At 66.1% G+C, this 24,343-nt stretch carries 23 protein-coding genes; 12 read left to right on the plus strand and 11 right to left on the minus strand.

The genetic code is table 11. The annotated features are described in order from the left end of the window. Window positions 1-124, plus strand: a 124-nt coding sequence (locus tag K8V11_RS06265; RefSeq protein WP_369693045.1) for a DUF5701 family protein, incomplete at its 5' end; no start/stop codon positions are given. Here the strand turns inward: K8V11_RS06265 and K8V11_RS06270 are convergent. The 3 genes from K8V11_RS06270 to glp are packed head-to-tail and all read right to left on the minus strand — an operon-like array spanning window position 121 to window position 2,927. Next, on the minus strand, window positions 121-1,008 hold the full coding sequence (locus K8V11_RS06270) for a PhzF family phenazine biosynthesis protein (RefSeq protein WP_303911761.1): 888 nt from the start codon (window positions 1,006-1,008) through the stop codon (window positions 121-123). The two genes, K8V11_RS06265 and K8V11_RS06270, sit on opposite strands and share 4 nt — an antisense overlap. 36 nt (window positions 1,009-1,044) lie before the next feature. Then, window positions 1,045-1,647 carry a molybdenum cofactor guanylyltransferase gene (locus K8V11_RS06275; protein ID WP_303911763.1) on the minus strand — a complete coding sequence of 201 codons (603 nt, stop codon included), beginning with the start codon at window positions 1,645-1,647 and terminating at the stop codon, window positions 1,045-1,047. A gap of 2 nt (window positions 1,648-1,649) precedes the next feature. Then, complete coding sequence (gene glp, locus K8V11_RS06280; protein ID WP_303911764.1) at window positions 1,650-2,927, minus strand: gephyrin-like molybdotransferase Glp; 1,278 nt, start codon at window positions 2,925-2,927, stop codon at window positions 1,650-1,652. Window positions 2,928-3,002: 75 nt separating this feature from the next. On the opposite strand from glp, the gene K8V11_RS06285 reads away from it, so the two are divergent. Next, a complete protein-coding gene (locus tag K8V11_RS06285; RefSeq protein WP_303911766.1) occupies window positions 3,003-3,533 on the plus strand; it encodes a lipoprotein LpqH in 531 nt (176 codons plus the stop codon). Here the strand turns inward: K8V11_RS06285 and K8V11_RS06290 are convergent. The 5 genes from K8V11_RS06290 to K8V11_RS06310 form a co-directional block, all read right to left on the minus strand. After that, window positions 3,514-4,872 (minus strand): M20/M25/M40 family metallo-hydrolase, encoded by a 1,359-nt coding sequence (locus tag K8V11_RS06290; RefSeq protein WP_303911844.1) that lies wholly within the window; start codon window positions 4,870-4,872, stop codon window positions 3,514-3,516. The genes K8V11_RS06285 and K8V11_RS06290 overlap by 20 nt on opposite strands. Before the next feature lie 111 nt (window positions 4,873-4,983). Further along, on the minus strand, window positions 4,984-7,272 hold the full coding sequence (locus tag K8V11_RS06295) for an FdhF/YdeP family oxidoreductase (RefSeq protein WP_303911846.1): 2,289 nt from the start codon (window positions 7,270-7,272) through the stop codon (window positions 4,984-4,986). A gap of 287 nt (window positions 7,273-7,559) precedes the next feature. Then, window positions 7,560-8,285, minus strand: coding sequence for a hypothetical protein (locus K8V11_RS06300; RefSeq protein WP_303911768.1), 726 nt, complete (start codon window positions 8,283-8,285; stop codon window positions 7,560-7,562). A gap of 10 nt (window positions 8,286-8,295) precedes the next feature. Beyond that, the gene (locus tag K8V11_RS06305; RefSeq protein ID WP_303911770.1) at window positions 8,296-8,775 is read right to left on the minus strand and encodes an SRPBCC family protein; all 480 of its coding nucleotides are present in this window, start codon (window positions 8,773-8,775) and stop codon (window positions 8,296-8,298) included. 32 nt (window positions 8,776-8,807) lie between these two features. Then, complete coding sequence (locus tag K8V11_RS06310) at window positions 8,808-9,281, minus strand: SRPBCC family protein (protein ID WP_303911772.1); 474 nt, start codon at window positions 9,279-9,281, stop codon at window positions 8,808-8,810. A 250-nt stretch (window positions 9,282-9,531) separates the two neighbouring features. Here K8V11_RS06310 and groL point away from each other — a divergent pair, with 250 nt between their 5' ends. From groL to K8V11_RS06340, 6 genes are all read left to right on the plus strand, one after another. Further along, on the plus strand, window positions 9,532-11,157 hold the full coding sequence (groL, locus tag K8V11_RS06315) for a chaperonin GroEL (protein ID WP_303911773.1): 1,626 nt from the start codon (window positions 9,532-9,534) through the stop codon (window positions 11,155-11,157). Window positions 11,158-11,617: 460 nt separating this feature from the next. Further along, window positions 11,618-11,767, plus strand: coding sequence for a hypothetical protein (locus K8V11_RS06320; protein WP_303911774.1), 150 nt, complete (start codon window positions 11,618-11,620; stop codon window positions 11,765-11,767). A 104-nt stretch (window positions 11,768-11,871) separates the two neighbouring features. Then, window positions 11,872-12,036 carry a hypothetical protein gene (locus K8V11_RS06325; RefSeq protein ID WP_303911775.1) on the plus strand — a complete coding sequence of 55 codons (165 nt, stop codon included), beginning with the start codon at window positions 11,872-11,874 and terminating at the stop codon, window positions 12,034-12,036. A 415-nt stretch (window positions 12,037-12,451) separates the two neighbouring features. After that, complete coding sequence (locus K8V11_RS06330) at window positions 12,452-13,540, plus strand: alpha/beta hydrolase family protein (RefSeq protein WP_303911776.1); 1,089 nt, start codon at window positions 12,452-12,454, stop codon at window positions 13,538-13,540. Window positions 13,541-13,647: 107 nt separating this feature from the next. After that, window positions 13,648-14,748, plus strand: a complete 1,101-nt coding sequence (locus K8V11_RS06335; RefSeq protein WP_303911778.1) for an alpha/beta hydrolase family protein — start codon at window positions 13,648-13,650, stop codon at window positions 14,746-14,748. A gap of 97 nt (window positions 14,749-14,845) precedes the next feature. Continuing rightward, window positions 14,846-15,727, plus strand: a complete 882-nt coding sequence (locus tag K8V11_RS06340; protein ID WP_303911780.1) for an alpha/beta fold hydrolase — start codon at window positions 14,846-14,848, stop codon at window positions 15,725-15,727. Here the strand turns inward: K8V11_RS06340 and K8V11_RS06345 are convergent. After that, on the minus strand, window positions 15,705-17,741 hold the full coding sequence (locus K8V11_RS06345) for a prolyl oligopeptidase family protein (RefSeq protein ID WP_303911782.1): 2,037 nt from the start codon (window positions 17,739-17,741) through the stop codon (window positions 15,705-15,707). The genes K8V11_RS06340 and K8V11_RS06345 overlap by 23 nt on opposite strands. A 173-nt stretch (window positions 17,742-17,914) precedes the next feature. On the opposite strand from K8V11_RS06345, the gene K8V11_RS06350 reads away from it, so the two are divergent. Next, window positions 17,915-18,043: a hypothetical protein gene (locus tag K8V11_RS06350; RefSeq protein ID WP_303911784.1), complete on the plus strand. Its 129-nt coding sequence runs from the start codon at window positions 17,915-17,917 to the stop codon at window positions 18,041-18,043. Between the two features lie 94 nt (window positions 18,044-18,137). Further along, window positions 18,138-19,529 carry a dihydrolipoyl dehydrogenase gene (gene lpdA / locus K8V11_RS06355; protein WP_303911786.1) on the plus strand — a complete coding sequence of 464 codons (1,392 nt, stop codon included), beginning with the start codon at window positions 18,138-18,140 and terminating at the stop codon, window positions 19,527-19,529. Window positions 19,530-19,613: 84 nt separating this feature from the next. Here lpdA and K8V11_RS06360 read toward each other — a convergent pair whose 3' ends face one another. Beyond that, the gene (locus K8V11_RS06360; RefSeq protein WP_303911788.1) at window positions 19,614-20,462 is read right to left on the minus strand and encodes a hypothetical protein; all 849 of its coding nucleotides are present in this window, start codon (window positions 20,460-20,462) and stop codon (window positions 19,614-19,616) included. A gap of 131 nt (window positions 20,463-20,593) precedes the next feature. Between K8V11_RS06360 and K8V11_RS06365 the strand changes: the two genes are divergently transcribed. Both K8V11_RS06365 and K8V11_RS06370 read left to right on the plus strand, forming a co-directional pair. After that, entirely contained in the window at window positions 20,594-21,286 is a 693-nt protein-coding gene (locus K8V11_RS06365) for an HAD family phosphatase (RefSeq protein ID WP_303911790.1), read from the plus strand. A gap of 43 nt (window positions 21,287-21,329) precedes the next feature. Continuing rightward, on the plus strand, window positions 21,330-23,768 hold the full coding sequence (locus tag K8V11_RS06370; protein WP_303911792.1) for a glycoside hydrolase family 65 protein: 2,439 nt from the start codon (window positions 21,330-21,332) through the stop codon (window positions 23,766-23,768). On the opposite strand, the gene K8V11_RS06375 is transcribed toward K8V11_RS06370, so the two are convergent. Continuing rightward, complete coding sequence (locus K8V11_RS06375) at window positions 23,765-24,331, minus strand: carboxymuconolactone decarboxylase family protein (protein WP_303911794.1); 567 nt, start codon at window positions 24,329-24,331, stop codon at window positions 23,765-23,767. The genes K8V11_RS06370 and K8V11_RS06375 overlap by 4 nt on opposite strands. Between the last annotated feature and the right edge of the window lie 12 nt (window positions 24,332-24,343).

The raw sequence follows: 24,343 nt of genomic DNA on the forward strand, positions 1-24,343 counted from the left end.
GATCAGCGGCGGCACCGGCCGAGACGGCGCCGAGCGCAAGGGCGCGCCGAAGGTCGGTTGGTGCTGGGCGGGGAATCGCCACACGTGGCTCGGCTTCGCCTCCGCAGCCGGGCGCGGCATCTAGCCCGAAAAACCACCTAGCCTGCCGAGGTCGAGAGACCCCGCCACGTGGGTGAACGTCTCGCCCGCCACCCACGCGCAACCCTCTGCGTCGAAAGAAATCCGCACGCGCCCATTCCGACCGAGAGCGGTCCCCTGCGCGGCCACGTAACCGCCGTCGACCACGCCCGATTCGCGCAGCCACGTCGCGGTCGATGCGCCGAGGCTGCCCGTCACTGGATCTTCGCGGATGGAGCCGTCGGGCGCCGAGAAGAAGGCCCGGACCTCGAAATCGACCTCCGCGTCCCCGGTCTCATGCGGGCCCACCACGCCGACATTGATCTCCGACGGCCAGCTCCCGGCCAGCGAGAGTTCGAGCACCTCGGCCGACGACGCAAGGCGTACGCCGAGCCAGCCCGGTCCGTTGTCGATCCACGCGGCGTCGATGACGTCGTCGGTGGTGATCCCGAGGAACCGCACGACCTCGTCGAGCTCGGCCGCGCTGGCAGGTCCCGAGCGGAACAGAGGCGGCGCCGCGAACGACAGCAAGCCTTCCGACGTCCGGCGGATCGTCACCAGGCCCGCCCCGCATTCCTGGACGAATGCGTCCCCGCCACGCCCGAAAAGTTCCGCGAAGACATGGCACACCCCGAGCGTCGGGTGACCGGCGAACGGAAGCTCGCGGGACGGGGTGAATATCCGCGCCTGATAGTCCGCGTCCGGAGTGGTTGCGGGAAGCAGGAAGACGGTCTCGGACAGGTCGAACCACCGCGTGACCCGTGCCATCTCGTCGTCGCCTAGGCCTTCGCCTCCGGTCACCACGGCCACCGGGTTCCCGTCCATGGCCCTTCCGCCGAACACGTCGACCATGTAGAGCGAGAGGTTGGGAGTGAGCTTTACGTCTGTCATCTCGAGATCCTCTTCAACTGTTGTGAGTTTCCGGTGCTACGAGTCCCGGCTGCGCAGATCACGTAAATCTTCCCAGGTGTTGACGTCGGAGGTCACGGTTTCCCAGTCGGCAACCGGCACGTCGATGCAGGACATGTCGGCGAGAAGGCCGCGTAGCGAGAGACCGTGCGCGCCCCCGGGCGCGAGGGAGTCCGCGCGGGCGCGGAGGGACTCGCCGCGCACCACCGACGGCAGGAAGGAGGCCTTGCCGCCTTGAGGATCGGGACGTGCGACGTCATACGTGACGGATATAGAGGTGCCGGAGCGCAGGGCCGCGAGGAGGGCCGGGAGCGCGCGCGGTGCGTATGGGGAGTCGCCGGCGAGAAGCGCGTAGGTATCGGCGCCAGGGGAGTGGTGCACCCCGGCGAGCAACCCCGCAGCAGGACCTCCGAACGGCGGATCCTCGAGGCAGCGCGCGGTGCCGTCGGGCAGCTCAAGCCCGGGCGGGGCAACAACGAGCGGTGCGAACCCGGCCGCGCGTGCACCTTCGATGACATGGGCGACGAGCGAGCGGCCGTGCAGCTCCAGCTCGGTTTTCGACACCCCACCCATGCGCCGTGCGGTTCCCGCGGCGAGGATGATCGCGACCCTGGAAGCCATGCTTACACGGCGGAGCGGTCGATGGCGATGGCGCGCATTTCGTCGCCCGCGGCCGCAGCGGTGTCAGGTTCGACGATGAGGAGCACGTTCGCGCGGTGCAGCGTGGATGCGGCGTGCGAGAATCCGCGGTCGGCGCCGAGCAGCGAGAACTCGCCGCCCGAGAGCACGGCAGGCACGAAACGCCGCTTGCCGCCGAACGGGCCGAGCGACTCCGACATCCGGCCGGTGACGTGTGCGAGGCGCGTGGGGTGGGTGCTCATCCGGCCGACGACGTGACGCACGTACAGCCACGCGGAAACGAAAGCGCTCACGGGGTTTCCCGGGAGCATCATGATCCGCGCATCGCCGATTGTGCCGTAGCCCTGCGGTTTTCCCGGCTGCTGCGCGACCTTCAGGAAGTGCAGGTCGATGTCGTCGCGGCCGGAGTCGGCGAGCATCTTCAGCGGGTCGTACGCTCCCGCGGACACGCCACCGGTCGTGACGACGAGGTCGACGAGGCCCGCGTGGTCGGAGATGACCTCGGCGAGTGCCTCGGGGTCGTCGTTGACGGAGGTGTTGTGGACGTCCGTGCAGCCCCACTGTCGCAGGAGCGCCGCGATCATCGGGCCGTTCGAGTCGTTGATGAACGTGCCGCCGTCGTCGAGCGAGGCCGAACCGCCCGACGCGGACATCAGCTCTGCGCCCGTAGAGATGACGAGCACGCGAGGCAGCGGGACGACCTCGACCTCGGTTACTCCGGCGGACAGGATGCCGCCGATCGAGAACGGCGTGATCACCTGCCCCTTCTCGGCGACGACGTCGCCCGCGCCCATGATCTCGCCGGCCTTGCGGATATGCGCCCCAGGCTTTGGCGCCGTCTCGATCCGTACCTCGGAGGGCAGCTCGTGAGGGCCCGCGGGGACGTCGGTGTCCTCGACGGGAACGATCGTGTCGGCGCCGTCGGGCACCGGCGCTCCGGTCATGATGCGAGCGACCGTGCGCGGCGCGAGGACGACGAGCGGGTTACCGGCGGGAACGTCCGCCGACACGGGCATCTTCGCTGGCACGCCCTGTTTCTCGATATCGGCCAGGCGGCACGCGAACCCGTCCATCGCCGAGTTCGTGAACGCGGGCGTGGGGGTCTGCGCGTGCACGTCGGCGGCGAGCACGCAGCCCTGCGACTGCGCGACTCGGCGCCGCTCGGTGGGAAGCGGGGTGAGCTGGGTATCGAGAATGCGCAGGTACTCGTCCGGGGTGATGAGCTCTTGGGCTGCGCGGGGGAGAGGGGAGTGCTCGTGCATGCCCACAATCTTGCTACAGAAGTCGCCTCCGGCGTCTTCACGTGGCTTTCATGTTCGGTAGTTAATCTCCGGCTTATGCGACATACAACGAGGACAACACTGGCACTATCCGTTCTACCTGCGGTGGCGTTCGCGCTCGCCGCATGTTCTTCCGATGACGGCGAGCAGGCTTCCACTCAGGCGGGCGCAGCCGAGCCTGCGACGACGGTTCAAGAATCGGCGAGCGAGACTCGCGACTCCGAAATCGGCGGTTCGGAAACCGGCGGCGTTCGGGTCCTCATCGACGGACAGCCCGTCGAGGCTGACCTGTCCCGCTCGCACTGCGAATGGGGCTCGGATGACGGCGTGGAACAGCTCGAGTTCGACGCCGGGCGCGACGATGACGGCCTGCTCGAGGTCGAGATCGACATGCACAACCCGCCGCGCCTCGACGACTTCGAATTCGACGGGCCGGGCGACGAGGACTGGGAGGCCGAGGATCACCACAAGCAGTCCGCCCAGATCGGAGTCGAGGGCGATACCTATACCGTCACATCGACGGTCGCAGAGGACGACTCCGACCGCGAGGCCGAGATGGTCGCGGTCTTTACCTGCCCACGGAGCTGAACGCGCGCAGGAACGCCGCCTGCGCGAGCGCGATGCGCTCGATCTCGGTCGGGTCGACGGACTCGTCCGGGGAGTGGATCGCGGCCGCCGGGTCCTCCACGCCGTAGAGCGCGATCTGCGCGGCCGGGTGGGCCTCCTGCAGGACGGTCGTGAGCGGGATCGACCCGCCGGAGCCGATCTCCGCGACCTCGCCGGCGCCGTAGGCGGAGGCGAGGGCCTCGCCGAGCAGAGCCTCGACGGACCCGGTGGACGCGCCGTCTGACGTCATAAATGGATGTGCGACCGCACCCTTATCGCAGGTGACGCGCGCATTCCAGGCGGCGCGGGCCTCCAGATGCGCGACGAGCGCGTCCTGCGCCGCGGACGGGTCCATGCCCGGCGGGATCCGCAGGTTGATCAGCGCGCGGGCCGTGGGCTGCACCGCGCCGATGGCGCCCTCGACAGGCGGGCAGTCGATGCCGAGCACCGTCGCGGTGGGGCGCGCCCACACGAGGTCCGCGACCGGCGCGGCGTTGGAGACCTCGACGCCGTCGAGGATGCCCGCGTCCGAGCGGAAGATGTTCTCGTCGTAGGGCATGCCGGACCAGGTGCCTGTGAAATCGACGCCGTCGATCGTGGTCGCGCCGGTGGCCGGGTCGCGCAGTGAGGACAGCATCGAGATGAGCGCGGCGAGCGCATCGGGCGCCGCCCCACCGAACTGGCCCGAGTGCACGCCGGCGGCCATGGTGTCGACCGTGACCGTCACGTTCGCGGTGCCGCGAAGAGATGTCGACAGCGTCGGCACGCCCACGGCCGCGTTGCCCGAGTCGACGATGCAGATCGCGTCCGCGGCGAACAGCTCGGGGCGCGAGGCGACAAGATCGTCGAGCCCTCCGCCGCCGGTCTCCTCGGAGCCCTCGACGACGAGCGTCAGCCCGAGGCCGTCGAGCGGATCGGCGCCGTCGCCGGCGAGCTCGGCGAGCGCGCGCAGCGAGGCGAGATGCACCACGAAGTTGCCCTTGCAGTCCGCGGCGCCGCGCCCGTACCAGCGGCCCTCGCGCTCGGTGAGCTCCCACGGGGACGCCGTCCACGCCTGGAGATCCCCGGCCGGCTGCACGTCGTAGTGCGAGTACAGCAGAACCGTCGGCTTATCACCCTCGGCGTCGCGGTGCGCGACGATGGTCGTCGACCCGTCCGAGGTCTCGATCTGCTGGATCTGCTCGCGGCCGATCCCCGGGATGGCGAGGCCCGCGAGGAGCTCGACCACCGTCGCGGCGGCCTCGGCGCACGCTTCCGGTTCGGCGCCGTGCACACTGGGCAGCGCCACGAGCGCGGAGAGATCGGTCTTCGCCTGCTCCATCTGCGCGGCAACGAGTGGGCGTAGCGCGTCGACGGACTCGGACGCAGAATTCGAATCGGTGGTGGAGTCGTCCTTCGGGGAGATCATGTACCCAGAGTAGAACCTTCTCACCTACGCCGACGGCGCGACCTTGACGAAAATGTTCTTCATGATCGGCTGATCGGATTGCGTGGAGAAATCGGTGACGCTCAGCAGCGCATTCATCTCCGGCATGTAGCCCGCCGCGCTACCGACCGGCGTGTTGTATCCGATGGCGCGATACCCGCGAAGTGTGCGCTGCGTGCCGTCGCGGCTCGTCGACGTAATGTCCACGGGATCCCCCTCGGAAATCCCGCGGGCACGCATGTCCTCCGGGTTGAGCATGATCATCTCGCGCACATTCTTGATGCCGCGGTAGCGATCATTGTTCGAGTAGATCGTTGTGTTCCACTGGTCGTGTGAGCGCATGGTCTGGAGTACGAGAGTTTCGGGATCGGTGGGGATGACGTCGGGCAGCGCCTCCAACGAGAACTCCGCGAGCTTCGACGGCGTCGTGAACTGTCGCTCCCTCGGCGGCTGCGGGATGCGGAAGCCACCAGGCTGCCGGATGAGCTCGTTCATGCCCTCGAAACCAGGGAGGACGCGTGCCATCGACTCGCGGATCGTGTCGTAGTTCGCCGCGAAGCCTTCCCAGTCGATCGAACTTTCGGGCATCGCCGCGCGTGCCAGTCGCGTGAGGATTGCCGGCTCCGACATGAGGTTGTCTGACGCGGGCTCGCGATGCCCGACGGACATGTGAACCATGCTCATCATGTCCTCGACCGTGACGCCCTGCGGCCCCGAGGCCTGCTCGTCGATTTCGGTGCGCGCGAGACACGGGAGGATGAGCGCCTTGCGGCCGTGGACGAGATGCGAACGATTGAGCTTCGTCGACACCTGCACCGTGAGCGCGCACTTGCGCAACGCCTCTGCCGTGTATTCGGGGTCGGGCACGGCGCGCACGAAGTTGCCACCCATGCCGACGAAGATCTTGACCTTCTCGTCGTGCATCGCCTCGATCGTGTCGACGGTGCCCAGACCATCCTCGCGGGGGCTGTCGATCCCGAATTCGGCATCCGTGGCCGTCAGAAGTTCCTCGGAGGGGTGGTGGTTGACGCCGCACGTCCGGTTTCCCTGGACGTTGCTGTGTCCGCGGATCGGGGACGGGCCGGCGCCGGGCCGTCCGATGTTGCCGCGCAGCATGAGCAGGTTGACGATCTCACGCACCTGATCCACTCCGTGCTCGTGTTGGCTCACACCGAGGCACCAGCTGATCACGACCTTTTCGGCCCGCAGATAGATCTTCGCGGCGCGGCGAATCGAGTCCTCGTCCAGTCCCGATTGCGTGGTGATCTCGTCCCACGACGTCGTTCGGCATAGTTCGCGGTAGGCCTCGAGGCCGTTGGTGTACCCGGAAAGGAACTCGTGGTCGAGGACATCCGGATCGTGCTCGGCTGCCTCGAAGACGACCTTCGACATCCCGCGAATCAGCGCCATGTCGCCGCCTGGCCGCACCTGCAGCGATGCGGTCGCGGTGTCCGTGGCCTGGAAGGTTGCCATTCGGGAGATTTCGTGCGGGACGATGGTCCTCGTCGCGCCGGCCTCGAACAACGGGTTGACGTGCACGACGTCGGCGCCGCGGCGGACCGCCTCGGCGAAAGTGGTGAGCGCTCGCGGGGCGTTGGAGGCCGAGTTGGAGCCGAGAATGAACAGCGCGTCCGTCTCGTTCCAATCCTCGAAGTCGCAGGTGCCCTTACCGGTACCGATCGAAGCCGTGAGCGCCCGGCCCGACGCCTCGTGGCACATATTCGAGCAGTCGGGCATGTTGTTCGTGCCGAGGGCGCGACACATCACTCCGTACAGGAACGATGCCTCGTTGCTCAGCCGACCAGAGGTGTAGAACGAAGCCTCATTGGCAGAATCGAGCTTGCGCATTTCCTCGCCGTACAGGGCGAACGCATCGTCCCACGAGATCGGGACATAGTGGTCGGACTCGGCGTCGTACACCATCGGTTCGGTCAGCCGGCCTTGCTCCTCGAGCGCGTAATCGCTCCATGTCGCGAGCTCACTCACCGTGTGCTCGGCGAAGAACCCGCCCCTGGCGCGCTCGCGGGTCATCTCCCACGCGGCGTGTTTGATCCCGTTTTCGCACACATCCATCGTGATCTTCTGATCGTCCGGCCATGCGCAGCCCGGGCAGTCGTAGGAGACCCGGTCGTGGTTCATTCGGACCACCGAATGTGCGACCTGGAGCGGCAGGCGTTCACGCAGCATGACGCCTGCCACCGACATTGCGGCGCCATAGCCGGCGGCCGGATGCGTGTAGTCCTTCTGCGAGAAACCGTCTGACGTCGGAGGACCGAATCCGCCCTGGCGCGGCATCGTCGACAGCAGCCCTAGCGTCTCGGGCGCGAGCGTCGCGACGCGCTTGCCCCCGGAGGGCTCCGTCGCCGCGCTCGGGGACACGGTCATCCTTTTCGTGCGCGGACCGTGAAGATACCCAGAGTCGTGGGAATCGCCCTCGCCGCGTGCTTCGTTGCTCACGATCAAGCTCCATTCATCCGACGCGCATACGCATACCTATTTATAGTCAATTGTTCGGGCCCGGGCAGGCGAAGTCGAATGGTGCACCCGAGCGTCGGCAAATGGGGCTACTCGCAAAGCTGGCGCTAAACCATGTTGTCGAAGCGCAGCGAGCCGAGAACCTGATCGATCACGGCCTCCGGCTCGACGCCCGGCTCGTCCTCGTCTGTCATGAGCAGGAGCGCCACGGTCTCGGGGGACTCGGGGCTACCGATACTCACTCCGATGACGTCGGCGCGGATGGTCGGGGGAGTACAGATCGAGCGGGGTTCGTTCGGGGTGCCCCGAATGGTCTGGTGGTAAGCCAAAGTGCCGGAGACACCGATCTTGTCCGCGCTGCCGAGGTCGACCTCCGAGCCGTGCTCGGAGAACATCGTGTCCATCGCGTCGCCCATCGACCGCGACATCGACGCCGTGATCGACTCCGCGTCCCCCTGCGCCGGTTCCGTGAGCCCCACGCGCACCCGGAACGATGAGGTCCCGGGCAGCGAGCAGTAGCCGCGCTGGGCTTCTGCGTTGGCCGACGTCAGAACCCCGAAGCCCCAGTCGAGCGAATCGTCGGCCGCCTCGGGAGCGTCCTCGGCGACCACGGCCCACTCCGGCGGCACCGAGTAGACCAGGCCGGAGCGGTGCCGAAGGTCCTGCCAGTCCGAGGGGACCTGCGCGCCGAGGGGCGGCCCCGCCTGCTCCTGCACGGGCCGCTCGGGCGCGGACTCGGGGAGCAGCGCGCAACCACACAGCGCAGTGCAGGCAAGTGCTGCGAGGCCGGCGCGAAACCTACGACGTGCGGTAGGAAGACGTGCGGTGGACACCGGCGAGGAGCTAGACGGACCGCTGCTCGGCGAGCGCCTTGATGCGCTTGAGCGAGGAGTTGACGCCCTTGCCGAGGCCCTCGGAGAACTTGTCCTCACCGCCGGTGGCCTTGGAAATCACGTTCTCGAAAAGGGAGACCACCGGGGCAGGGGCGTCGCGGTACTGCTTGAGGGTCGTCGTGCCCGCGCCTCCAGCGCCCTCGGACAGTTCGAAAACCCACTCCGAGCCGTTTGTCGCCATATTCGAGATGCGCCGACCCGGCACGTAGTCGACGACCTTCGAGGTGGTCGGCCAGAAGACGGGGCCCTGCTTGTTGAGGTTGAGCGACCACGTCCCGTTCTTCGTGCGACCGCCGAGCGCGCGGACCTTCTTCGTGGTCGGCGCCCACTTCGGGGCGTTCTCCACTTCGCCCACGATCTCCCACACGGTGGAGACGGGCGCGTTGATCTCGATCTCGGACTCGAAGCTGCGGACCTTCTTGTTAGCCATGGTGTCGATAGTACGGAACGGCCGCCGCGAACCTACCCGGTCTCGACGATGTTCTTGATCTTCTCCAGCGATTCGCCGACGCGGGCGCCCATGAATTCGTTGTACGGCTGCTCGCCACCCATTGCGGGCGTGACGATCCGTCCCGCGATAAACCCGCGCGGGTAGTAGGTCTCCCGGAACTGGCGCAGGCGCGTGGTCCCGTCCTTCGGCCCCGGCTCCAGCTCGAACACCCATGTCGCGCCGGCCATACCGACCTCGTTCGCGAAGCGCTTGCCGGGCTGGAAGTCGGTCACCTTGGCCCAGGTCGACCACGCGATGACGCCGCGGTGGTTGAGATTGACCGAAAAGGTGCCCAGCTTCGTCGTTCCGCCGAAAGCGAACACCTTGCGTGCCTGGCTGCTCCATTGCGGCGCGTTGCGCACGTCGGAAATGAGCTCCCAGACGCGCTCGACCGGCGCGTTTATGTCGACCTCGTGGAGAAGTTGGCGTTCGGTGCGCGTCGTCATGCCCGCAATGCTAGTCGGCCGCCGGCGTGCCGGGGCGAAGTAAGCGCTGGCCAGCGCTTACAACGGCGTTCACAACCTTGCACTCGCCCACGGAGAGTGCTAGAAAAGGGCTTGGCACTCTACTAATCAGAGTGCTAAACAAACTGAACTCTGGTCGGGGCGGCGAGATCGGTCCAGACACGCCGTTCGTCCGTCGCGGGCGTCGCGCTCGACCATCGCGTGTCACAAACACGAAGGAAGACGTACCAAGATGGCAAAGACTATTGCTTTCGACGAAGAGGCACGTCGCGGACTGGAGAGCGGTCTCAACCAGCTCGCCGATGCCGTGAAGGTCACCCTCGGCCCCAAGGGCCGCAACGTGGTGCTCGAGAAGAAGTGGGGCGCCCCGACCATTACCAACGACGGCGTGTCGATCGCCAAGGAGATCGAGCTCGAGGACTCCTACGAGAAGATCGGTGCGGAGCTCGTCAAGGAGGTCGCCAAGAAGACCGATGACGTCGCAGGCGACGGCACCACCACGGCGACCGTGCTCGCCCAGGCACTCGTGCGCGAGGGCCTCCGCAACGTCGCGGCCGGCTCGAGCCCGATGGGCCTCAAGCGTGGCATCGAGAAGGCCACCGCCGCTGTTGCAGAGAACCTCATCTCCACCGCCGTGGAGATCGAGACCAAGGAGCAGATCGCTGCCACCGCCGGTATCTCCGCTGCGGACCCGACCATCGGCGAGCTCATCGCCGAGGCCATGGACAAGGTCGGCAAGGAAGGCGTCATCACGGTCGAGGAGTCCAACACCTTCGGCCTGGACCTCGAGCTCACCGAGGGCATGCGCTTCGACAAGGGATACATCTCCCAGTACTTCATGACCGACCCGGAGCGCCAGGAGGCCGTGCTCGAGGATCCGTACCTCCTGCTCGTCTCGGGCAAGATCTCCACGGTCAAGGACCTCCTCCCACTCCTCGAGAAGGTCATCGGCGAGGGCAAGTCGCTCCTCATCATCGCCGAGGACGTCGAGGGCGAGGCTCTGTCCACGCTCGTGGTGAACAAGCTCAAGGGCACCTTCAAGTCCGTCGCCGTCAAGGCTCCGGGCTTCGGCGACCGCCGCAAGGCCATGCTCGCCGACATCGCCATCCTCACCGGTGGCCAGGTCATCTCCGAAGAGGTCGGCCTCTCGCTCGACACCGCCGAGCTCTCGCTCCTCGGTAAGGCACGCAAGGTCGTCGTCACCAAGGACGAGACCACGATCGTCGAGGGCGCCGGAGACGAGTCCCAGATCGAGGGCCGCGTCAACCAGATCCGCGCCGAGATCGAGAACTCCGATTCCGATTACGACCGCGAGAAGCTGCAGGAGCGCCTCGCCAAGCTGGCCGGCGGCGTCGCCGTCATCCGTGCCGGTGCGGCCACCGAGGTCGAGCTCAAGGAGCGCAAGCACCGCATCGAGGATGCCGTGCGCAACGCCAAGGCAGCCGTCGAAGAGGGCATCGTCGCAGGCGGCGGCGTGGCTCTCGTGCAGTCCGAGAAGGTCATCGACGCCCTCGGCCTCACCGACGAGGAGCTCACCGGCGCGAACATCGTCAAGTCCGCGCTGTCCGCTCCGCTCAAGCAGATCGCCTTCAACGCCGGCCTCGAGCCGGGCGTCGTGGCGGAGAAGGTCCGCGGCCTCGAGGTGGGCAACGGTCTCAACGCCGCCACCGGCGAGTACGAGGATCTCGTCGCCGCGGGCATCAACGACCCGGTCAAGGTCACCCGCTCGGCGCTGCAGAATGCGGCGTCCATTGCGGCTCTGTTCCTGACGACGGAGGCCGTTGTCGCCGATAAGCCGGAGCCCGCCGGTGCGGCAATGCCGGGCGCCGACGGCGGCATGGGAGACATGGGCTTCTAAGCGGCCCGTCCGCCCCGAAACGCCCCGCAGGGATGCGAAAAGCATTCCCGCGGGGCGTTTTTCGTGCCCAATTACACCCCTAAACGTTGTGAACCTGCTCACGACGCTGACGTCGGCAACATGATGAGCAAGTGAACCCTAAGTTAATTAATGGTCCACGTTGTTCTGAGAAAAATAAAGAACGAATTCATAATCCGAGTTAAACAGCTTCTTAGGGTGGATTGTTGACGTTACAACTGGAATTTCCGAGGCGTGCGAGTGCGCGGTACGTGACATGCGCTACGCCGTTTTTGCTGTTGACCTAACGTTTTGTTGTGGCAGAATTCAGGTCGACAGTGAGGGGGAAGTTGCGGCTATCGCGGCCGTGCGCCGTCACAGTTCGAAACCCGGGGGTTGAATACGGCCCCTACGCTCATGTCCTCGGCGACGAGGAACAACAACATCAATCTGGGAGAGAAATATGCCTGACTTCGGTGCCATCTCTGATCTGCTCGGCAACGTCGGCGACGCCTTCGGCTTCATCGGCGAATTCGCCGGTTCGCTCCAGGCTCCTTTCGGTGACGGCGACTTCGCCGGCTCGGTTGAGGACGCCATCGGCGGCACGGAGTAATACGCCCCGAGCCTGCGGGCTCGTTCGCTCGCCCGGGACTCAGGGTGAGTGGTCACAAAAACTCGAGGTCGGGAAAGCCGGCCACCACCTCTCAAGGAGTAATCATGGAATTCGGTTCCCTCAGTGATTCGGCCGAGCTCGGCGTCATCGGCGATGCAGGCGAGGTCATCAGCGGCTTCTTCAGCAACTTCTCCACCCTCTTCGGTGTTGTCGACTACTTCACCGGTGAGGACTTCCAGGAGGCTCTCGCCAAGGGCTTCATGAAGTAACACTTACCTCGGCCACGCGGCCGAAGTTGTTTTGGAGATGCGCCCTTCCTGATTCAGGGAGGGCGCATCTTTCATTTCCTCTGGTAACGGCGCTGTCGGGGGTGTTTTATGGGCGCTGACGTACATGGATGGTGACCTAAGAAAAGTCCCCGGCTAAAGTGGTAACGGTTCGGCAACGATGGACGATACAAGAGTATTGACGTCGGACAGCCGACGTTGAACGGCGACGGAAAAGCCCCGCCCAGCGGGGGTTTGTCCACGAGCTACATAGTTTGACTTAAGTTGCGTATGTGACTTATGAGAAAGTGTTGCGGTGTAAGCATTTTTAAGGAATGCTTCTTCACGTAGGTGGCCTATTCTTTGTGGGTCCCAGTCGCAACGAAGAACGATCTAAGAGAAAGTCAGGCCTGGGAGTATGCGCGCAGCGAAGAACCGCCATCTCGTCAAGAAAGTCGTGGCGGCAGCCATGGCGGTTGGCGTGGTTCCGGTGATCGGCATGGCCGGCACCGCAAACGCACAAGATAAAAACGTTCCGTACACGAAGGCCACCGAAGAGAACCCGGTAGTCGAAACGCCACTGGAAGACGGCCGCCTCATCGTCTCGGTGTGGTCGGATTCGATGGAGATCGAGGTTCCGAACATCGTTCAGAAGCCCGCGGATCCCAACGCCGCTGCACCCGTCTCATACCTCATTAACGGTGCCGGCGGCGGCGAGGACTCGGCGACCTGGCAGGCGCAGTCCGACGTCAAGGAGTTCATGTCCGATAAGCAAGCATGGACCGTTACTCCCATCGGCGGCGCGTTCTCCTACTACACCGACTGGCGGAAGCACGACCCCAACGTTCAGACGCGGTTCGCCACGGAAACAGATAAGCCGATGGCATTCGAGACGTACCTTGCCAAGGAGCTGCCCGACGCGTTCGAAAAGCAGTACAACACGAACGGCAGGCGCGCACTCTCCGCGATCTCCATGACCGCCACCTCGGTTCTCACCATCGCGGAGAACCATCCGGGCCGATTCCAGTTCGTCGGCTCGTACTCCGGCTGTGCCGAAACCTCCACGCCGGCGGGCCACGCGTTCATCGAGATCGTCACCGGAATGCGCGGGGGCGCCAACCTCGACAACATGTGGGGCCCCTACCCGGGAGAGGGTTGGGTCAACAACGACCCGGTCGCCCAGGCGCCGAAGTTCGTACAGCAGAAGAAGGACGGAACGCTTCCTGCGATCTACGTGAGCACCGGCAACGGCCTGCCCGGACCGCACGAGTCCCTCGACAACTGGCGCATCCGCAACAACATCCCCGCGCTCGCCAACCAGGCGATCGTCGGCGGTGTCATCGAGGCTGCGACCAACTACTGCACCGCGAACCTCGGTCGCCGTTTCAACGAGCTGGAGATCCCGGCGAAGTTCAACTTCAAGCCCGCCGGAACCCACTCGTGGGGCTACTGGCAGGACGACCTGCACGACTCCTGGCCGATGCTCGCCGAAGCGGTCGAAGCCTAACAACAGCTTCCGTAGCCCGGGGGCCTCACCAGGCGTCATCGACCTGGTCGGGTCCCCGGACTGTGTGAATTATCCGAATAACAGCAAAAAGAAAGAAGGACCGGAGCATGCGCGCTAAGAAGAACCGCCATCTCGGTAAGAAGCTCATGGCGGCCGTGCTGGCGCTCGGCTTCGCGCCCGTTGCCGGCGTAGTCGGCACGGCCAACGCCCAGGACTCGTCGATCCAATACACGAAGGCCACCGAGCGTGAGAAGGTAGTGGAGACGAACCTCCCGGACGGCCGCAAGATCGTGTCCGTGTGGTCTGACGCGATGAAGCTCGAGATCCCGAACATCGTTCAGCCTCCGCGCAACGGCAATGCGAATGCCCCGGTCCTCTACCTCATCAACGGCGCCGGCGGCGGCGAGGACTCCGCGACCTGGCAGGCCCAGACCGACGTGAAGAACCTCATGGGCGACAAGAACGTGTGGACCGTGACCCCCATCGGCGGCCGCGGCACCTACTACACCGACTGGCTGCGCCACGATCCGAACGCCGGCACCCGCATCTCCAGGGAGACGCAGGAGCCGATCCAGCTCGAGCGCTTCCTCACCTGGGAGCTCCCGTTCCAGTTCGAAAACCATTACGGCGGCGCCGTCGACGGCAACCGCAAGCGCGGCATCGCCGCCATCTCGATGACCGGCACCTCGGTCCTCAACTTCGCGAACCACTCGCCGGGCCGCTTCCAGTTCGTCGGCTCGTACTCCGGTTGCGCCGAGACCGCGACGCCGATCGGCCACGCCGCCATCGACATCGTCACGAAGTACACCGGCGGACCGAACCTCGACAACATGTGGGGACCGTTCCCGGGTGACCGCTGGGCGTACAACGACCCGGTCGCCATGGCGCCCGAGCTCGTCAAGCAGCGCGATAGCGGCGAGCTCCCGGAGATCTACGTGACCACCGGTAACGGCCTGCCCGGGCCGCACGAGAACCTCGAGAACTGGCGTATCCGCAACAACGTCCCGGCACTGGCGAACCAGACCATCGTCGGCGGCGTCATCGAAGCGGCCACCAACTACTGCACCGGCAACCTCGCTCGCCGCTACAACGAGCTGGGCATCCCCGCGACGTTCAACTTCAAGCCGAACGGCACGCACTCCTGGGGCTACTGGCAGGACGACCTGCACGACTCCTGGCCCAAGATCGCCCACGCACTCGGCGTCTGATAAAACGCCCGCGTAAAGCGGGGCCCTCGCCCGGCGGTAATATTTCGCCGGACGAGGGCCCTTCGTCATTTCCGCACCAAGAGGGGATAGAACGCACGTGGCACGCACGCCTGACACGATCACGACGCTCCAACATGCCGACGGGCACACGAGCGAGCTCCGTATCTTCGACGCCGCCACGGCCTCCCCGAAGGGACTCTTCCTCATCCTCCCCGGGATCGCCGTCGGCGCCCGGTACTACGACCCCATCGCCGAAGCCTTCGCCGCCGCCGGGTACACCGCCGCGAGCACCGAACTCCCCGGGCAAGGAACCAGCACCATCGGCGTAGGCCGCAAGGCAATACCCACCGGCTATCACGACGCCGCAGCGAAGGACTTCCCGCTCGCCGTGGACACCCTCCGCGCGCACACGGCGGGCCCGGAACTCCCGCTGTACATGCTCGGACACTCCCAAGGCGGCCAGCTCGCCGCGTATTACGCCGCGCGCGAGGCGATCGTGCAGACCCCGGGGAGGGGACTGTCCGGCGTCATAGGCGTGGCGACCCAGTCCCCATTCCATCGCGGATACGCCCCGCACGTCGGCCGCCGATTGCGGGCCGGATCGGTGGTCCTGCCTATCGGCGCGGGACTGTTCGGCGCCGTGCCCGCGTCGTTCTTCGGTGGCGAGGGTCTGCAGCCCGGCCGGCGGATGCTCGACTGGTCGCAGCTCGCACGCACCGGCCGGATGAACCCGCTCGGCGCAGATGTCGACTACCTCGAGGGGATGAAGAAGGTGCGCACGCCGGCGCTCGCGATCACGCTCCCGGGCGACGAGCTCGCACCGCAGTCCGCCGCGCGCTACTGGCTCGATTTCTTCCCGAACGCCCCGCGCACGATGCGGCACATCGATGCCGACCTCGGCCATAACAGGTGGGCGCGCACCCCGGAGCCGATCCTCGGCGCCGTGCTCGACTGGATCAGTAAAGTCCCAGCCGCTTAGCGAGGAACCAGTACAGCAGCGCGTTCTTGCGCGCCTCCTGCGAATTATCGGCCGCACCCGCGTGCCCGCCCTCGGTGTTCTCGAAGTACGTCACGTCCTGCCCGGCTGCCTCGAGCGCGGCGACCATCTTCCGCGCGTGCCCCGGGTGCACGCGGTCGTCGCGAGTCGACGTCGTGAGGAACACCGGGGGATAGGTCGGCTCCTTCGCGACCTGCTGATACGGCGAATACCGCGAGATGAACTCCCAATCACCGGGCACATCCGGATCGCCGTACTCAGCCATCCACGACGCCCCCGCGAGGAGCCTGTTGTACCGGCGCATATCGAGCAGCGGCACCGCGCACCCGATCGCCCCGAACAGCTCAGGGTATCGCGTGAGCATCACGCCCATCAGCAGCCCACCGTTCGACCCGCCGTAAGCGCCGAGCTGCTCGGGCGTAGAGAGACCGCGCCGCACGACGTCACGCGCGACGGCCGCGAAGTCCTCGTACGCGCGCGGCCTCTTCTCGCGCAACGCCGCCGCGTGCCAGCCCGGGCCGTACTCGCCGCCGCCCCGGATCCCCGCGACGACATAATGCCCGCCGCGCTCGACCCACAGCTTTCCCCGGAGCGCCGCGTACGACGGCGTCATCGCGATCTCGAATCCCCCATAGCCGTAGAGGACCGTCGGTGCGGGGCCGTCCACGTCGCTGCGCCGCATCACGAAATACGGCACACGCGTACCGTCGTCCGATTCCGCGAAATGCTGCTCGACCACCACGTTCTTCGCGTCAAAGCGCGCCGGCGTCTGCGCCAGCACGTCCCCGTCGATCGTCACCAATGACGGCGGGGTGACCGGGTTACTCAGGGCCAGCACCGCCACGTCGGAAGTGAAACGATCGGTCGCGGTGACCGTGACCTCCGCGTTCTCGGCAAGCCCCTCTACAGGCGTATGGGTCCAGCCGTTCGCGCCCGGCCGCAGCCAGAACAAGCTCGACTGGACGTCGTCGAGCACCGTACACAGCAGCCCGCCGCGCGTGACCGAGATGTCCTCGAGCGCCTGGCTCGCGGAAGGCTCCCACAGCACCTCCGCGCGCGGCGACCCGTCGATGACGTCGGACCAACGAAGCGCTCCGATGCCGCCCGCGGGAATCCGAGTGCCTGCGATCTCCGCGGCCTCGCGCGGCAGCAGAATGAGATGGTCGGCCGTCTGCACGAGGCGGCAGTCGGTCGGGATGTCGAGCGGGCTCCAGTCCTCCTCCGGGCCCGAACGCACGGCGTATGCGGCGTTGTGGAAGTCGAGCGCGCGCGTGGCCACCTCGCGCCCGGTCTCCGGATCCTTGGAAAAGCCCACGGCGACGTCGTCGACCTCTCCCTCCCAGATCGCCTCGGCCGACAGGCCCTCGCCGCGGCGCCACAGCTGCACGCGCCGACCGTATCCGGACGACGTCGCAGCCTCGGCCGCAGAGACCACTGCGACCGTGTCCTCGTCGACCCAGGACACGTCCTGCTTGGCCTCGTCCAGCCAGAGGCCGTCGGGGACGAAGTCGGCCGTCGCCAGGTCGAACTCACGCACGACGACGGCGTCCGCCCCGCCCTTCGAGAGCAAACAGAGCGCCCGGTCGTCCGCGGGCCTGCGCACCACGGTGCCCGCGTAGACCCAGTTGACGCCCTCTGCCGCCGCGAGCGCGTCGACATCAAGCAGGAGCTCCCAGTGCGACGAGGCGGGATCCGGGCCGCCCGACGTCATAAATTGCGAAAGAGGCATGCGCCGCCAGATGCCGCGGGGGTGGGAGGCGTCGCGCCAGAAGTTGTACGCCCAGTCGCCGCGAATCTGCGACCACGGGATGCGGTCCGAGGCATCGAGGATCGAGCGGGCGTCGCGCTCGAGGGCGAGGTACTCCGGGTCGGCCTCCGCTGTGGCGAGGGTGGCGTCCGAGCGGGTCCGCGCGAAGTCGAGCGCGTCGGCGCCTTCCACCTCTTCGAGCCAGAGGTGCGGGTCGGAGGTGTCGTTGGGGTTCGCGTTGTCGGTCATATGTCCATAGTGCCTGTCCCGCGGCGGGGGTGAGCCGGTGACATTTACCTGAATATCGGAGAAATATGCTGGCACAGCTCTTGAGCTAAGCAAGAATTATTTATAACCTGGGCGAGTACGTTTTGTTATGTGCCTGCACCTTCGTGCAGGCACCTTTGGAAGGATCTTCATACATGAGCCTCGACCTCACCGGCAGCCTCACCTCCGGCTCCGACAACCTGACCGACGACATCGCCGACTCCATCGGCGACGCGGTCGCTTCGCTCGTCAAGACCGCGTTCAAGAGCTTCCTCGGCAGCTAATACGCGTCTCGGCTCAGACCGCCCCACCGCTCGGTGGGGCGGTTTGTCTATTTCGGCTCGGCGCTATCAGGCGAAGTCGCATATTGTGGGAAATATGGCTGACAACAAATTCGATCTCATCGTCCTCGGCGCCGGACCCGGCGGCTACGTATCCGCGATTCGCGCGGCACAACTCGGCCTCAAAGTGGCTGTTGTGGAGCAGAAGTACTGGGGCGGCGTGTGCCTCAACGTGGGCTGCATCCCCGCGAAATCCCTGATCAAGAACGCTGAGGTCGCCCACACCTTTAAGCACCAGGCCGAGGAATTCGGCATCTCCGGCGACGTCACCTTCGACTACGGAAAGGCCGTCGACCGGAGCCGCAAGGTGTCCGCCGGCATCGTCAAGGGCGTCCACTTCCTCATGAAGAAGAACAAGATCACCGAGCTCGACGGGCGCGGCACCTTTGTCGACGCGCACACGATCGAGGTCGACGGTGAGAAGTACACCTTCGACAACGCGATCATCGCCACCGGCTCGGTTGTCAAGACCCTCCCGGGCGTCGAGCTTTCCGAAAATGTCGTGTCCTACGAAGAGCTCATCGTCGACCGCGACCTGCCCGATTCCATGGTGGTTATCGGCGCTGGCGCCATCGGCATGGAGTTCGCCTACGTGCTCGCCAACTACGGTGTCGAGGTCACGGTCGTCGAGTTCCTCGACCGCGTCCTGCCGAACGAGGACGCGGACGTTTCCAAGGAGATCACCAAGGCGTACAAGAAACTCGGGATCACCTTCAAGACCGCGCACAAGACCACCGAGGTCCGCGATAAGGGCGACTCGGTCGAGGTCGACATCGAATCCGCCGACGGCAAGAAGAACGACACCCTCGTCGTCGACAAGGTCCTCGTCGCCGTCGGCTTCGCCCCGCGTGTCGAGGGCATCGGCCTCGAGGCCGCCGGCGTCGAACTCACCGATCGCGGCGCCATCGCGATCGACGAGCAGATGCGCACCAACGTCGACGGCATCTACGCCATCGGCGACGTCACCGCCAAGCTCCAGCTCGCCCACGTCGCCGAGGCGCAGGGCGTCGTCGCCGCCGAGACCATGGCCGGTGCCGAGACCCAGACGCTCGGCGACTACCGGATGATGCCGCGCGCAACCTTCTCCGAGCCGCAGGTCGCGTCCTTCGGGCTCACCGAGGCACAGGCCAAGGACGAGGGCTTCGACGTCAAGGTGTCGAAGTTCCCGTACTCCGCGAACGGCAAGGCGCTCGGCCAGGGTGACCCCACCGGCTTCGTCAAGCTCGTCGCCGACGGCACGCACGGCGAGCTCCTCGGCGCGCACCTCGTCGGCGCCAACGTCTCCGAGCTCCTCCCGGAGCTGACGCTCGCGCAGATGTGGGACCTCACCGCCGCCGAGATCGCGCGCAACGTGCACACGCACCCGACGCTGTCCGAGGCGATCAAGGAAACCGCCGAGGGCATCGAAGGCCACATGATCAACCTCTAGCGCGGACACACGTACAAAGAAGGCGGGTATCTCCTCCACCAGGGAAGATACCCGCCTTCGCCGTCATAGACGGGAGGTTTCCGACTAGGCGTCCTGGAGCTTTTTCGCCTGTGCGGAAAGGATCTCGTTGAGACGCTCGTTGTCGACCGCCGTGATCGGGTTCGTGTCCGGACCGTCGCTGTTCGCGCTGTAGGAGATCTCGATCGTGGTATCCCCGGCGTAAGCGTGGATGATGACGTTGCGGCTGAGCGCTGTCTCGCCGGCGTCGTTGCTCTTGACGATGTCGCGCACTTCGCGGAAGCCCTCGACCCCGTCGATGCCGGTGAGGCCCTCGACGGCGATTCCGAGCGTGACGGTGAACGGCTCGTTGCCTGCCTCGACGCCGGGAACCTCGGTCGACGGCGCCTGCGCGCCCTGGCAGCCGGTGTAGTTCGAGCGGTCGAGGAAGCCGTCGAGCTTGCCCGGCTTGAGCGCGACCGTGGTGGCGCCGGCGGAGTCCTTCGGCGCCTCGCCCTCTCCCTCGGGGAAGGACACGCGATTGATGACGGCGTCGTCGAGGAGGCTGTCGACGACGACATCGGTCTCGAGGGCGCTGTCGCACGTGCCGCCGAAGATCTCGGAGGCGTCCTTGATCGCCTCGCGTCCCTCTACGTACTTGACGATCGTCTCGGAATCGAGCTCCGAGACCTTCGCGTTGGGGTCGAAATCCTGCAGGTCCTCGGCCGTGATGAGCTTCTCGGCGAGCGCGGTGTTGGTGCCGATACGCGGATCGCGTTCCGGGTCGGCGGCCTCGCCGTCGGCGGGGTGGGCGCCGTCGACGACCTCCTCGGCGGTGGAGACGCTTTCCTCCTCGCCGCCGCCGGAGCAGCCGGCCAGAAGTGCCGTGGCCGTCGCCGATGCGGCAAGCGCGGCGAACAGTTTTCGAGCTCTCAAAGTACGTCCCCTTAACGTGCAAGCAAATATCAAGAAACTATTCTGCCAAAGCTGCTGCGCATCGGCGCGGTGTTCTACCGATACAACTACTGTGTCACCTAACTATCGATTCGACGTAAATGGGGGCGGAAATGGGACTGACGGGCGATAAGCTCTTCGGCGCCGGCGCGGTGTTGTTCGATCTCGACGGGGTCATCACCCCCACCGCGGACCTCCACATGCAGGCATGGGCCGGACTATTCCAGCCGCTCTTCGCCTCCGCGGGCGTCGCCGACTACGGCGACAGTGACTACTTCACCTTCCTCGACGGCAAGCCGCGTACCGCCGGCATCGGCTCCCTGCTCGACGATCGCGGGTTGGATCACGACGACGCCTACGTCGACGAACTCGGCGAACGCAAGAACGCGCTGTTCCTCGAGCTCCTCGCCGCCGGCATCGAGCCGTACCCGGGTTCCGTGCGGTTCATCGATGCGCTCGACGAGGCAGGCATCGCCAAGGCGGTCGTGTCGAGCTCGAAGAACGCGTCCCAGGTGCTCACCTCCGCAGGGCTCCGCGACCGCTTCACCGTTGTGGTTGACGGCGCAGTCTCCGCAGCCCAGGGGCTGCCTGGCAAACCGGCCCCCGATACGTATCTCTATGGCGCCGAGCTCCTCGGCGTCCCCTCGTCCACCGCGCTGGTGATCGAGGACGCGATCTCCGGAGTTCAGGCGGGCGCGGCCGGGGACTTCGCGGGCGTCGTCGGCGTCGACCGCGGCGCCGGCGCCGGCGCGCTGAGCGAAGCGGGGGCCACCGTCGTCGTGCGTGAACTCGACGAATTGTTGTAAGTTCTAGCCCGGCTCCACCCCCTTCTTCGAAAGTCGGTCCGTGATGAATTCTTATCTTCCGTCCGCCGGACTCAACCGCACGACGCACGGCGTCAATCTCCGCAGCCACCTCGAGGTCCCGGAGATCGACCGCTCGATGCATCCGGTTGACCCGTGGCGGTGGAGCGAGACGAGCCCGAAGGCCGGGCCGCTCGGCGTCTCCGAGACCGTCTTCGCCGTGGGGAACGGCTTCCTCGGGCTCCGCGGTAATCCGGACGAGGGGCGCGACAGCGCGCAGCATGGAACCTTCGTCAATGGCTTCCACGAGACCTGGCAGATCGAGCACGCCGAGGATGCGTTCGGCCTGGCCCGCGACGGCCAGACCATCGTCAACGCGCCCGACTCGAAGACCATCCGTATCTACGTCGACGACGAGCCCCTTCGCCTCCAGGTCGCCGATCTCGAGGACTACGACCGCTCGATCGATTTCCGCGAGGGCATCCTGCGGCGCAGCGTCAACTGGCGTACGCCGTCAGGAAAAATGGTGCAGATCAACTCGACGCGCATGGTGTCGATGGAGGAGAAGCACCTCGTGGTCTACACGTACGAGGTCGTGCTCCCCGACGATTCCGCGCCGGTCGTGATCTCCTCGCAGCTGCTCAACCGGCAGGACGGGGAGGACGAGTATCACCTCGCTTCGCAGGCCGGCGGCGAGTTCGACCCGCGCAAGGCCGAGTCGTTCAGCCACCGCGTGCTCGAGCCGCGCCTGCGCCGCAGCGAGGGTGAGCACCAGATCCTCGGCTACCGGTGCGCCAATTCCGGTATGACCATCGCCGTGGCCACCGACCACCAGCTCATCACCGATAACGACTACGACCTGCGCACCTTCATCGACGACGACTCCGCCAAGTCCGTCTACCACGTACACGCCAAGCCCGGCCGCGTCATCCGCCTCGTCAAAATGGCGTCGTATCACACCTCCGTAGGCACCCCGGTGCGCGAACTCGGCTACCGCTGCTCCCGCACGCTTCGCCGCGCCCGCGAGGCCGGCGTCGAGGTGCTCGAGCAGTACCAGCGCGACTGGTTCGAGGATTTTTGGGCCAGGTCTGACGTCGAAGTCGAGGGTGCCCCCGAGACCCAGCAGGCGATCCGCTGGAACCTCTTCCAGCTCGCGCAGGTTTCCGCCCGCGCAGAGCAGAACGGCATCGCGGCGAAGGGCGTGACCGGGTCCGGATACAACGGCCACTATTTCTGGGACACCGAAACCTACGTGCTCCCGTTCCTCACCTATACCTCCCCGCAGGCGGCGCGCAACGCGCTGCGCTTCCGGTATTCGCTCCTTCCGGAGGCGCGCGACCGCGCAAAGGAACTGTCCGTCGAGGGCGCCCTGTACCCGTGGCGCACCATCAACGGCCGCGAGTCGTCCGCCTACTACGAGGCCGGTACGGCGCAGTATCACATCAACGCCGACATCGCGCACGCCCTCGTGAAGTACACGCTCGCCACCGGCGACCTCCGTTTCATGGCGCGCGAGGGCGTCGACATCCTCGTCGAGACCGCGCGCATGTGGGTGTCGCTCGGCTTCTTCAACTCGCGCTCGGAGTTCCACATCCACGGCGTGACCGGGCCCGACGAGTACACCACCGTCGTCGATAACAACCTGTTCACCAACGTCATGGCGCGCGCCAACCTCCACGCTGCGGTGACGGTTGTGCTCGAGATGGCGCGCCGCGTGCCCGACGAATACGAGACGATGGTCAACCGGCTCCGCCTCCGCGAGCACGAGATCGACGATTGGCAGCGCGCGGCCGAGCAGATGTTCATCGCCTACGACGACAAGCTCGAGGTGCATCCGCAGGACGAGTACTTCCTCGACAAAGAGGTGTGGGACAAGGACATCGACAGCCCCCACAGGCCGCTGCTGCTGCACTACCATCCGCTTGTCATCTACCGGCACCAAGTGCTCAAGCAGGCTGACGTCGTGCTCGCGCTTTTCCTCCGGGGAGAGGACTTCACCCACGACGAAAAACGCGCGGACTTCGAGTACTACGATCCGCTCACCACGGGCGACTCGACGCTGTCCGCGGTCGTGCAATCGATCATCGCCGCCGAGATCGGTTACGCGAAGGAAGCCTTCGAGCACTTCTCCAAGGCGCTCGTCGTCGACCTCGCCGACGTGCACGGCAATGCCGCGGACGGGGTGCACATAGCCTCGACGGGCGGTGTGTGGTCGGCGCTCGTGTGCGGCTTCGGCGGCATGCGCGACCCGGGCGGGGACGTCACGTTCGACCCGCGCCTCCCCGAGGAGTGGGAGAGGCTCACCTACCGCCTCACCATCCGAGGGCAGCGGGTGCGCGTCGAGGTGACCGCCGACGAGATCGCGTTCGAGCTCGAGGTCGGCGAGCGTCCACTCGACATCTTCGTCCAGGGAACCGGGTACACGGCCGTCCCGGGCGAGAGGCTCGTCGCGCCGCTCGCGAAACCGGAGAAGAAGACCGATTAACTCTTGTTGTCGAGCTGCACACGCAGGGTGTGCAGTGTCGTCGCGAGCCCGTCGTATTGGGTGACGAGCATGACCAGCCCAATGAGCTCCCGCTCATTGAGGTGACGTGAGATCTCGGACCATGTCGCGTCCGAGACGTCCTTTGTGCCTACGAGTTCGTCGGCGACCCGCAGCATCGCGGCGGTTCTCTCGGGCCACCCCGCTTCGCGCGGGCCCTCCTTCGTGCGGGTGATTTCCTCCGACGTCAGCCCGATACGTGCACCGAGGTGCTCGTGGTGGTTTCGCTCGTAAGCGCTGCCGCGAAGGTGCGAGACCCGCAGGATGACTAGTTCGGTCTCCTTTCGGGAGAGCACGCCGAAGGGCATCATCATGCCCGAATACAGCAGCCAGGCCGGGAAGAGACGGCGGACTCGGCCGAGAGTGGAGAAGAGGCGAACATCGTCGGTGCCGGTGACCTTCGAGCCGACCTTGGAAGCGAGGAGGGCCAGCGGGCTGAGCTCGAGCCCCTTCCCCGGAACGACGCGGGCGCGGGAATCGTCTGATCGGTTCTCGGATTCAGTCATGGCTTCACCATA

This window comes from Dietzia timorensis (genome assembly GCF_020742175.1).
Classification (GTDB): Bacteria; Actinomycetota; Actinomycetes; order Mycobacteriales; family Mycobacteriaceae; genus Dietzia; species Dietzia timorensis_A.

Excerpts from the sequence above, each read along its gene's own strand:
- K8V11_RS06320 (WP_303911774.1), top strand. The coding sequence starts at position 11,618 with ATGCCTGACTTCGGTGCCATCTCTGATCTGCTCGGCAACGTCGGCGAC.
- K8V11_RS06270 (WP_303911761.1), bottom strand. The coding sequence starts at position 1,008 with ATGACAGACGTAAAGCTCACTCCCAACCTCTCGCTCTACATGGTCGAC.
- glp (WP_303911764.1), bottom strand. The coding sequence starts at position 2,927 with ATGCACGAGCACTCCCCTCTCCCCCGCGCAGCCCAAGAGCTCATCACC.
- K8V11_RS06275 (WP_303911763.1), bottom strand. The coding sequence starts at position 1,647 with ATGGCTTCCAGGGTCGCGATCATCCTCGCCGCGGGAACCGCACGGCGC.
- K8V11_RS06365 (WP_303911790.1), top strand. The coding sequence starts at position 20,594 with ATGGGACTGACGGGCGATAAGCTCTTCGGCGCCGGCGCGGTGTTGTTC.
- K8V11_RS06370 (WP_303911792.1), top strand. The coding sequence starts at position 21,330 with ATGAATTCTTATCTTCCGTCCGCCGGACTCAACCGCACGACGCACGGC.
- groL (WP_303911773.1), top strand. The coding sequence starts at position 9,532 with ATGGCAAAGACTATTGCTTTCGACGAAGAGGCACGTCGCGGACTGGAG.
- K8V11_RS06310 (WP_303911772.1), bottom strand. The coding sequence starts at position 9,281 with ATGACGACGCGCACCGAACGCCAACTTCTCCACGAGGTCGACATAAAC.
- K8V11_RS06285 (WP_303911766.1), top strand. The coding sequence starts at position 3,003 with ATGCGACATACAACGAGGACAACACTGGCACTATCCGTTCTACCTGCG.
- K8V11_RS06290 (WP_303911844.1), bottom strand. The coding sequence starts at position 4,872 with ATGGAGCAGGCGAAGACCGATCTCTCCGCGCTCGTGGCGCTGCCCAGT.
- K8V11_RS06295 (WP_303911846.1), bottom strand. The coding sequence starts at position 7,272 with ATGCCGCGCCAGGGCGGATTCGGTCCTCCGACGTCAGACGGTTTCTCG.
- K8V11_RS06345 (WP_303911782.1), bottom strand. The coding sequence starts at position 17,741 with ATGACCGACAACGCGAACCCCAACGACACCTCCGACCCGCACCTCTGG.
- K8V11_RS06375 (WP_303911794.1), bottom strand. The coding sequence starts at position 24,331 with ATGACTGAATCCGAGAACCGATCAGACGATTCCCGCGCCCGCGTCGTT.
- K8V11_RS06305 (WP_303911770.1), bottom strand. The coding sequence starts at position 8,775 with ATGGCTAACAAGAAGGTCCGCAGCTTCGAGTCCGAGATCGAGATCAAC.
- K8V11_RS06335 (WP_303911778.1), top strand. The coding sequence starts at position 13,648 with ATGCGCGCTAAGAAGAACCGCCATCTCGGTAAGAAGCTCATGGCGGCC.
- lpdA (WP_303911786.1), top strand. The coding sequence starts at position 18,138 with ATGGCTGACAACAAATTCGATCTCATCGTCCTCGGCGCCGGACCCGGC.
- K8V11_RS06325 (WP_303911775.1), top strand. The coding sequence starts at position 11,872 with ATGGAATTCGGTTCCCTCAGTGATTCGGCCGAGCTCGGCGTCATCGGC.
- K8V11_RS06350 (WP_303911784.1), top strand. The coding sequence starts at position 17,915 with ATGAGCCTCGACCTCACCGGCAGCCTCACCTCCGGCTCCGACAACCTG.
- K8V11_RS06330 (WP_303911776.1), top strand. The coding sequence starts at position 12,452 with ATGCGCGCAGCGAAGAACCGCCATCTCGTCAAGAAAGTCGTGGCGGCA.